Source organism: Aeromonas aquatica (genome assembly GCF_000764655.1).
Taxonomy (GTDB): domain Bacteria; phylum Pseudomonadota; class Gammaproteobacteria; order Enterobacterales; family Aeromonadaceae; genus Aeromonas; species Aeromonas aquatica.
This window is the reverse complement of record NZ_JRGL01000125.1, coordinates 1-8,683: the sequence shown is the minus strand read 5'-3', so window position 1 is coordinate 8,683 and position 8,683 is coordinate 1. Positions and strand designations below refer to the sequence as shown.

Sequence of the window (8,683 nt, the reverse complement as noted above, 5' to 3'; positions counted from 1 at the left end):
GCCATAACGGGCCTGAGCCTGTTTGTAGGTGAGCTCGCCTTTTTCAATCTGCTCGACCAGCGCCAGTTTAAAAGTCAGCGAGTAATCGCGCTGTGTCCGTTTCACACCTTGTCCCATCGGGTTCTCCATTTATTGGGGGGGAAAGGTGTAAACCATATTCAGGACGGGACACAAACAAAAAAAGAGCCACACAATGTGTGGCTCTTTTATCAGGCTAGCAAGCTAGCGGATCAGGGGCGACCCGCCGGGCTCTTAGCCACGTTGACGGCAGCGGTGCTGCCACCGTGGCGGCCTGAGCTGGCGACCTCGTTACGAACCAAAGGTGCCTGGACCACCGGCTCACGAGTAGCCTGGGCAGGCACAGCTGCTGGCGTTGCCATGGGCGCAGAGGCCTTGCGAGCGCGGGCCAATACACCGGTACCCTTGTTGACCGATTTGGTCACAGGGGCGCTGGCAGCAGGCTCAGTCGGTGCAACGACCACGGCTTCAGGTGCAATGGCCGGGGCCACAACCTCTTCAACCTGTGGTGCAGGAGCAGACTCGGCGCTGACAACGGGCACAGTTTCAACCGCAATCGGAGCAGGTGCCACCTCAGCTACGACGGCTTCGGCAACAGGCGCGTCCTCGGCGATCACAGCCACTTCGACTTCAGCAGTCACCGGCTCGGCAGCAGAGATTGGCGCCACGTCTGCGACGATGGCCACCGGCTCAGCGACAACAGCTTCAGCAACCTCGGCCGGGGCGGTAACGACAGCTTCGGCTTGCTCGTGAGCGTCTTCGGCGATGGCCTCGGCGATCACGTGCTCGGTCAGCGCCGCAGAGGCTTGCAGTGCGGCGGCAACGGCTTCGGCACTCGGGATGGTGACGACGGGTACCGCAGGCTCTTCCACTTTCACCTGAGCCGCATCCGCCTGAGCGGCCGCAGTCAGTTGAATGTCAGCTTGGGGCTCATCATCACGCTGGCCACGGGCATCTTCGTTGATGCGCTTGCGACGCTGGCCTTCGATCCGCTGGCTGCGCGGGGTACGACGAGAGCGGCGCTGACCGTCGGTCTGCTCCTCTTGCTCACCGGCCACGGCCTGGGCATCGACGACCTCATTCACCTGCTCGTCCACCGGCAGAGCAGGGGTCTCGGCAGCCACGACATCGACCCGAACCTGCTTGCGCAGTTGACGACGTTCGCGACGCTCGGCCACCTTCTGCTCTTTCTCCTGCTGCGGCTCGTCATTGACAATAGCAGTATCAAGCTGAACGGCTTCTACCGCTTCAACGACCACTTCGGCGCGAGGTTCGCGCGGAGCACGGGGTTCACGAGCCGGGCGCGGGGCGCGGGGTTCACGTTCCTGACGCGGCTCACGAGGTTCGCGATCCAGACGCTGTTCGTTGCGCTCACCGCGGGGCTCACGCTCCTGACGGGGTTCACGATCCATGCGCTGTTCACCACGGACTTCACGCTCCTGGCGAGGCTCACGTTCTTTGCGTGGGCGACGGTTGCGGTTCTCACCACCCTCGCGGTTGGCTGCACCTTCACGCTTCTCACCGGCTTCCGCAGAGGGGCGGTTGCCGCGGTTGTCATCACGACGACCACGTTGGCCACGGCTGCGGGTTTCGTCACGTTGATGACGGTGACCCTCTTCTTTGCTCGCCTCACGTACGGCCGGTTTCTCGGCGGGCGCTTTCACGTCGCCAGGTGCCGCATCGGATGCGAACAGAGCGGAGATGGCCTTGAACAGTTTGCCAAACAAACCTGGCTCGGCGGCAACCGGAGCCGGTGCTACCACAGGGGCAGGGGCGGTCGGTGCGGCAGGCTGGGGTGCTTGAACGAAGCCTTGCAGCAGCGGTTGCTCGCGCTCGATCACCTGAGCCTGCTTCGGTTGGTAGACCGGCTTGGCAATCTCGGTTTTCAGCTCGTAGCTGGCCGCTTCTGCGATCTCACCCTTGCGAATGCGAGTGACCTCGTAGTGCGGGGTCTCCAGATGCTGGTTCGGAATGATGTAGACACGGATCTCATTGCGCTGTTCCAGACCGGCAATAGAAGCGCGCTTCTCGTTGAGCAGATAAGCGGCGACATCGACCGGCACCTGAGCGTGTACCTGCTCGGTATTGTCCTTCATGGCCTCTTCTTCGATGAGACGCAGGATGGACAAGGCCAGTGATTCGTTGTCACGGATCACACCCTGACCCTGGCAACGAGGGCAGATATGGCTGCTGGACTCGTTGAGGGAGGGACGCAGGCGCTGACGGGACATTTCCAACAAACCGAAACGGGAGATCCGTCCCAGCTGGATGCGGGCTCTGTCTTGGTGCACGGCTTCACGCAGACGGTTCTCCACGTCGCGCTGATGGCGCACCGGGGTCATGTCGATGAAGTCGATGACAATCAGGCCACCCAGATCACGCAGACGCAATTGACGGGCAATCTCGTCGGCCGCTTCCAGGTTGGTCTGCAGCGCTGTCTCTTCGATATCGCCGCCCTTGGTAGCGCGGGAGGAGTTGATATCGATGGAGGTCAATGCTTCGGTCGGATCGATGACGATGCTGCCGCCGGAGGGCAGGCGCACCTCACGCTGGAAGGCTGACTCGATCTGGCTCTCGATCTGGAAGTGGTTGAACAGGGCAACATCACCCTTGTACAGCTTCACGCGATTGAGGAAATCGGGGCGAACCAGCTCGATGTGAGACTTGGCACGTTCGAAGATGACCGGATTGTCGATCAGGATCTCGCCCACATCGCGACGCAGATAGTCACGAATGGCACGCACGATCACGTTGCTTTCCTGGTGGATAAGCACCGGCGCCGAGCGATTCTGCGAGGCTTTGTGGATGGAGTCCCAGTGGTTGAGCAGAACGTTCAAGTCCCATTCCAGCTCTTCCGGGGACTTGCCCACACCGGCGGTACGCACGATGAGGCCCATGCCGTCCGGCACGGTCAGACCATTCAGGGCTTCCTTCAACTCGGTCCGCTCGTCACCCTCGATACGACGGGAAATGCCGCCAGCACGGGGGTTGTTCGGCATCAGCACCAGGTAGCTGCCGGCCAGACTGATAAAGGTGGTGAGGGCTGCACCCTTGGTGCCACGCTCTTCCTTATCGATCTGGACGATGACTTCCTGGCCTTCGCGGACCACTTCTTTGATGTTGGGACGACCCTGATAGGAATAACCGGAGGGGAAGTAATTGCGGGCGATTTCCTTCAATGGCAGGAAACCGTGGCGCTCGGCGCCATAGTCAACAAAAGCAGCTTCAAGACTGGGTTCTACGCGGGTGATTTTACCCTTGTAAATGTTCGCTTTCTTCTGCTCGTGTCCCGGACTTTCAATATCCAAATCGTAGAGCTGTTGTCCGTCAACCAGCGCTACGCGCAACTCCTCTTCCTGAGTCGCGTTGATTAGCATTCTTTTCATTGAGTTCTCATTATTTTGTCATTTTGATTCCTCCACAGGATCCTGCCGGCGCCGGCCTCGGGTCTTCAGCATGCTTGGGCAACCTCCCGGTTGGGGCATGCATGAGGCGCAAACTAAGGGCACTCTGGTTCTGCCTTCTCGAGAAGGCACGAATTAAGGATACCGATGTGGAGACAATTAAATCGGTTCTGTTTGCGTTCTCCATGCGTTGTACCTCGCACCCGGGAACCGTCATGTTCTTGTATACACGGTGTTTCGGGATTGGGTGGCATAAATTTTGGCCACTTAGTACAAGGCTTGAACACAATGACAAAACCTTGTTTATTATCCCATTTAAACCACTTTTATAGCAAGACGCCATTTTTTAACAAAGCATGCAGCCAAGGACCACCGGCAGTGTTAAAATCCGCGCCATGACACAGATACATCAACAAGTGCAGCTGCTCACCATCGAAGCTGAGCATGAAGGGCAGCGCATCGACAATTTTCTCAAGACTCAGCTAAAGGGCGTCCCCAAGAGCCTGATCTATCGCATCCTTCGTAAAGGCGAGGTGCGCGTCAATAAGAAACGCATCAAACCCGAATACAAACTCTGTGTCGGCGACGAGGTGCGGGTGCCCCCCGTGCGCGTGGCCGAGAAGAACGAACTGCCCTCCGCCAACCTCGGCAGCATCCAGCGTCTGGAGAGTCAGATCCTGTTTGAAGACGAGGCCATGATAGTGCTCAACAAGCCGTCCGGCATGGCCGTGCACGGTGGCAGTGGCCTGAGCTTCGGGGTCATCGAGGGGCTGCGTGCCCTGCGCCCGGAGGCCCGCTTCCTGGAGCTGGTGCACCGGCTCGATCGCGACACCTCCGGCGTGCTGCTGGTCGCCAAGAAACGCAGTGCCCTGCGCAGCCTGCACGAGCAACTGCGCGTCAAAACCATGCGCAAGCAGTATCTGGCGCTGGTGCGCGGCCAATGGCAGCCCCACGTCAAGGTGGTCAACGCGCCGCTGCGCAAGAATGATCTGCAGTCCGGCGAGCGAGTGGTGCGGGTCAGCGGCGATGGCAAGCCATCCGAGACCCGCTTCCGCATCGCTCGTCAATTTGCCGAGGCGACCCTGGTCGAGTGCAGCCCTATCACCGGCCGTACTCACCAGATCCGGGTTCATACCCAGCATGCTGGCCATCCCATCGCCTGCGATGACAAATACGGTGAGGCTGCCTTCGACGAGAAGATGCGTGCTCAAGGCTTGAAACGGCTGTTCCTGCACGCCTGGAAGCTCAGTTTCACCCATCCGGTCGACGATCGTGAGATGCAAGTGGAAGCACCGCTCGCTCCCGAGCTCGACAGCTTCCTGAACAAGCTGGCCCGCTGATGCAAGATATCCGGCTCGCCATCTTCGACTGGGACGGTACCCTGATGGACTCGGTGGGGCGGATCGTCGCCTGCGTGCAGGGGGCCGCCCGGGATTGTGGCGAACCCGTGCCGACGGCGCAGGAGACGCATCAGATCATCGGGCTCAGCCTCGAGGTGGGCATTCCTCGCCTGTTTGGGTTGGGGCAGGGAAACGAGCGAGCTCAGGCCCTGATCGCCCGCTATCGCCATCACTATCTGCATGACGATACGCCAAGCCCGCTGTTTGCCGGGGCGAGCGAGTTGCTGCACCACTGGCACGCACAGGGCATCGCCCTGGCGGTCGCCACCGGCAAGTCCCGTCGTGGGCTGGACCGGGTATTGGATGAGACTGGGCTGCGTCCCTTGTTTGCCGCCACCCGTGGCGCAGACGAGGCGAACTCCAAACCCGATCCCCTGATGCTGACCCAGATCCTGGATGAGCTGGACTTGGTGGCCGGACAGGCAGTGATGATCGGCGATTCCATCCACGACATGGCGATGGCAGAGGCGCTCGCCATGCCACGCGTGGGGGTTACCTGGGGCGTACATGACAGGGAGCGCTTGCAAGCCCATGATCCGGTTGCCGTGGTCGACACCATGGATGAGCTGAGACGGCTGCTGAGTTAGTGTCCTATACGACACAACAGCAAAACGGGAGCCTTGGCTCCCGTTTTTTATCTCGTCATTTTCTATTTTTATAGCAAATTATGGCAAGGCCAAACCATGGCGCGCCAGCAGCTCGATCAGACCGATAAGGGGGAGGCCGGTCAACGCATTGGGATCGCGCCCCTCCAGCCCCTTGAACAACACTATGCCCATGCCTTCACACTTGAAGCTGCCCGCGCAATCGAGGGGTAACTCCGCTTCCACATAGCGGCGAATGGCGGCCTCATCGAGGTGGCGAAAATGCACGGTGAAGGGTTCAACCAGCTGCTCTGCCTTGCCACTGGCCGCATCCAGCACGCAGAGGCCGGTATAGAAGGTGACACTCTTGCCTTGCGCCGCCATCAGCTGCGCCACCGCCTTCTCTACCGTGCCCGGCTTGCCGAGGATCTGGCCGTCACACACGCACATCTGATCAGAACCAATGATTAACCCCTGATCATGGTGTCGGGCGACGGCATCCGCCTTGGCAAAGGCCAGTCGCGCGACCAAGGCTTGGGCCGATTCATCCGGCAGAGGCGACTCGTCAACCTCGGGAGAGGCACATTGAAACGGCAAGCCAAGTTTTTCCAGCAGCGTCTTGCGATAGCGGGAGGTCGAGGCAAGGATCAGGGGGGCGCTCATAATCTGATGATATCCATTTATAAATCAATTGGTTGATTCTATATGGCAGCGTGGTTTGGCGCAAACAGACAGGCCGGTCAGGTTCTCGTTCCTGAGGTTTGGCAGGTAATAATCGAGAGCATGAGGGCGCATTGACTGGTCCCAGGACGAAGATGGGGCGGCTGCACGAAAAACGGCTATAAGCATAGGAGTGAGAATGGGGAGGCAAGGATGAAAAAATGTTGTGCACTGGCCTTGATGTTGATCACTTTCTCGAGCTGGGGGCAGGGGTGGCAACCTCAGCAGGGGGAGGGGGGAGTCAACATCTGGACCCAGCCACGTCCACCGGGTCCCTACCTGGCGCTTCGCCTGGAGATGCGCGTCATGGCCGAACCTACTGCGCTCCTGACCGTGCTGCGTGATACCAGTCGGCACCGGGAGTGGCTGCCCAAGAGCCGCGAGGTGCGGGTGCTGGCAAGATCCGGTGCCGATGATGAACTGGTCTATACCCTACTGGAATCCCCCTGGCCGGTGCAGGACAGGGAGCTCATCACCCGCTCCCATGTGTCGAGACGGGCCGACTGCGGATTGGCGCTCAAGGTTTGGGCCGAGCCCGATGCGCTGCGTGAGCAGCCGGGTCTGGTGCGGATCCGGGCCAGCGATGGGCGCTGGGAAGCCCTGCCACAACCAGATGGGAGTACCTTGGTCCGGCTTGAAACTTACACCAACCCGGGCAACAGCCTGCCGGGCTGGATAGTCAATCCGGTCGCCATCAAGGCGGCTCTAGAAAGCTTCCAAGCCATTCGCCGCCTGATGGAGGCTATGCCTCGGCATCAGCCATCCCTGTTGAGCGCAAAAAACCTTTGTACGGCCACCCCCTGAACCCTTGAGCGAGGGCGAAATATTGATTCAATCATCCATCACCAGCAGGGGGCAACCGGCCGGGCTATCCGGTCGGCTGGCAAGCACGGACTCGATGCGATAGAGGCCATCGTAGTCGGCCGTGCGTCCCTCTGTATTGGGGTTGTCTTCGAAATGCCCCGTCACTTCCACATAGAGCGGCTGGGGGGAAGCCGGATGACTTTCGTCCCGTTTGCTCAACTTGTCTCGCAGGGATTGCAGCACCTTGTTCTCACCCTGTATCCAGAACGCATTGTCCGCGTCACAGGGGATGAAAGACTCGATCTCCTGCTCCCGGTAGTCGTGTCCGGTGGTCTTCTCTTCGGCGACCGCGGATGACTGCGAACAGATAATCAATAAAACCAGCGCCAACGAGCAAGGGATCAAGCCTTTCATAAACAAGCTCCAATAATGTCCTTCAATGAGATCCGTCATCATGTTGAGTACAGAACCTGGCGTAGGTCTGAACCACGACCAGATCCGGCCGATGAAGCAGGTCGAGCATGGAATTGAACAGGCAGGTAAGCTCACCTAGTTTGCCCGCGCAGCCGATGAGCGGAGGGTTGATCGTGCAGGATCCTGTATTGGATCCCGCTGTTTGTGGCATAATCAGCTACCGATGAACGCAAGTTCCTGTCTTCAGGGGCCTGCGTGGTTAAAATCATCGGCGGTAAGGACTTTTTCCTTTGACTATCCCTTGTTGGACCTATAATATTCGCGCCCTATGCAAAAGGTGAAGTTGCCCGTTAAGGTTGATCCAGTCCGTAATGCCTTGAAGCTACTCGATTATGTCGGGATAGTGGAAAAGTCGCAGATGCCTAGACTGGAAGCATCAACCGAAGGCTTGCAAAGTGATGTGGACGTCACCCTGCAGTTTGGTAAAGACATCCAGAAGTTGACCGTTATGAAAGGCACTGCCCATGCCAAGGTCGAACTGGTTTGCCAACGTTGCGGTGAGACGTTCGAGCACCTTTGCGAAGCTGATTTTATCTACACTCCGCTGTTCGAAAGAACAAACGAGGAAGAGCTGCCGGAAGCTTATGAGCCCATTGAATTGGACGAAAACGGCGAGATAGATCTTCATCAAATCCTGGAGGATGAACTCATCCTCTCGTTGCCTCAAGTGGCTATGCATCCAATGGATGCCTGCCCGCGAGGAAACATGGAAATGACTTGGGGTGACATCGAGCCTGCTGATGAGCGGCCGAATCCCTTTGCAGCTCTTGAAGCGCTCAAACGTAAGTGAATTTTTAGGAGTTAGCCTACCATGGCCGTACAACAGAACCGTAAAACCCGCGCCAAGCGTGGCATGCGTCGTTCCCACGATGCACTGACCGCTGCAGCACTGACTGTTGATCAGACCAGTGGTGAAATCCATCGTCGTCACCACGTGACTGCCGATGGTTTCTACCGCGGTAAAAAGGTAATCGCTTAAGGATTGCCTTTGTCTACGCAAACTGTCGCGCTAGACATAATGGGGGGAGATATTGGCCCCTCGGAAACAGTGCCTGCCGCCGTGCAGGCACTGTCTCTTCTGCCTCAGCTAAAACTTATTCTGGTCGGTGACCAACACCAGACCGCCTCCTTGTTACAGCAACATGGCTTGCTGACTCATCCCCGCGTTCGTTTTGTCCATGCCTCCCAGGTCGTTGCCATGGGTGATAAACCGATCGTCGCGTTGCGTACCCTCAAAGACTCCTCCATGCGGGTGGTGCTGAACCTGGTCAAGGCCGGT

8 protein-coding genes and 1 pseudogene are annotated in these 8,683 nt (G+C 58.7%); 6 read left to right on the top strand and 3 right to left on the bottom strand.

From position 1 onward, the window contains the following. Positions 1–230: 230 nt before the first annotated feature. A complete protein-coding gene (rne, locus tag LG30_RS0116565) occupies positions 231–3,404 on the bottom strand; it encodes a ribonuclease E (protein ID WP_033131807.1) in 3,174 nt (1,057 codons plus the stop codon). A 413-nt stretch (positions 3,405–3,817) separates the two neighbouring features. Here rne and rluC point away from each other — a divergent pair, with 413 nt between their 5' ends. After that, positions 3,818–4,762: a 23S rRNA pseudouridine(955/2504/2580) synthase RluC gene (rluC, locus tag LG30_RS0116560; protein ID WP_202963165.1), complete on the top strand. Its 945-nt coding sequence runs from the start codon at positions 3,818–3,820 to the stop codon at positions 4,760–4,762. After that, positions 4,762–5,409: an HAD family hydrolase gene (locus LG30_RS0116555; RefSeq protein WP_033131805.1), complete on the top strand. Its 648-nt coding sequence runs from the start codon at positions 4,762–4,764 to the stop codon at positions 5,407–5,409. Before rluC ends, LG30_RS0116555 begins: the two co-directional genes overlap by 1 nt. A gap of 78 nt (positions 5,410–5,487) precedes the next feature. Here the strand turns inward: LG30_RS0116555 and LG30_RS0116550 are convergent, their stop codons facing one another. Beyond that, positions 5,488–6,069, bottom strand: coding sequence for a Maf family protein (locus LG30_RS0116550; protein WP_033131804.1), 582 nt, complete (start codon positions 6,067–6,069; stop codon positions 5,488–5,490). Between the two features lie 210 nt (positions 6,070–6,279). On the opposite strand from LG30_RS0116550, the gene LG30_RS0116545 reads away from it, so the two are divergent. Further along, positions 6,280–6,930, top strand: coding sequence for an START domain-containing protein (locus LG30_RS0116545; protein ID WP_052101148.1), 651 nt, complete (start codon positions 6,280–6,282; stop codon positions 6,928–6,930). Positions 6,931–6,957: 27 nt separating this feature from the next. On the opposite strand, the gene LG30_RS0116540 is transcribed toward LG30_RS0116545, so the two are convergent. Beyond that, positions 6,958–7,344: a hypothetical protein gene (locus LG30_RS0116540; protein ID WP_152599351.1), complete on the bottom strand. Its 387-nt coding sequence runs from the start codon at positions 7,342–7,344 to the stop codon at positions 6,958–6,960. Positions 7,345–7,672: 328 nt separating this feature from the next. Here LG30_RS0116540 and yceD point away from each other — a divergent pair, with 328 nt between their 5' ends. The 3 genes and pseudogenes from yceD to LG30_RS0116530 form a co-directional block, all read left to right on the top strand. Next, positions 7,673–8,194 carry a 23S rRNA accumulation protein YceD gene (gene yceD, locus LG30_RS0116535; protein ID WP_033131802.1) on the top strand — a complete coding sequence of 174 codons (522 nt, stop codon included), beginning with the start codon at positions 7,673–7,675 and terminating at the stop codon, positions 8,192–8,194. Positions 8,195–8,215: 21 nt separating this feature from the next. After that, positions 8,216–8,383 carry a 50S ribosomal protein L32 gene (gene rpmF, locus LG30_RS21665; protein WP_081966227.1) on the top strand — a complete coding sequence of 56 codons (168 nt, stop codon included), beginning with the start codon at positions 8,216–8,218 and terminating at the stop codon, positions 8,381–8,383. 9 nt (positions 8,384–8,392) lie between these two features. Then, positions 8,393–8,683, top strand: a pseudogene (locus LG30_RS0116530) (phosphate acyltransferase PlsX); the annotation flags it as partial.

Excerpts from the sequence above, each read along its gene's own strand:
- rne (WP_033131807.1), bottom strand. The coding sequence starts at position 3,404 with ATGAAAAGAATGCTAATCAACGCGACTCAGGAAGAGGAGTTGCGCGTA.
- rluC (WP_202963165.1), top strand. The coding sequence starts at position 3,818 with ATGACACAGATACATCAACAAGTGCAGCTGCTCACCATCGAAGCTGAG.
- LG30_RS0116555 (WP_033131805.1), top strand. The coding sequence starts at position 4,762 with ATGCAAGATATCCGGCTCGCCATCTTCGACTGGGACGGTACCCTGATG.
- LG30_RS0116550 (WP_033131804.1), bottom strand. The coding sequence starts at position 6,069 with ATGAGCGCCCCCCTGATCCTTGCCTCGACCTCCCGCTATCGCAAGACG.
- LG30_RS0116545 (WP_052101148.1), top strand. The coding sequence starts at position 6,280 with ATGAAAAAATGTTGTGCACTGGCCTTGATGTTGATCACTTTCTCGAGC.
- LG30_RS0116540 (WP_152599351.1), bottom strand. The coding sequence starts at position 7,344 with ATGAAAGGCTTGATCCCTTGCTCGTTGGCGCTGGTTTTATTGATTATC.
- yceD (WP_033131802.1), top strand. The coding sequence starts at position 7,673 with ATGCAAAAGGTGAAGTTGCCCGTTAAGGTTGATCCAGTCCGTAATGCC.
- rpmF (WP_081966227.1), top strand. The coding sequence starts at position 8,216 with ATGGCCGTACAACAGAACCGTAAAACCCGCGCCAAGCGTGGCATGCGT.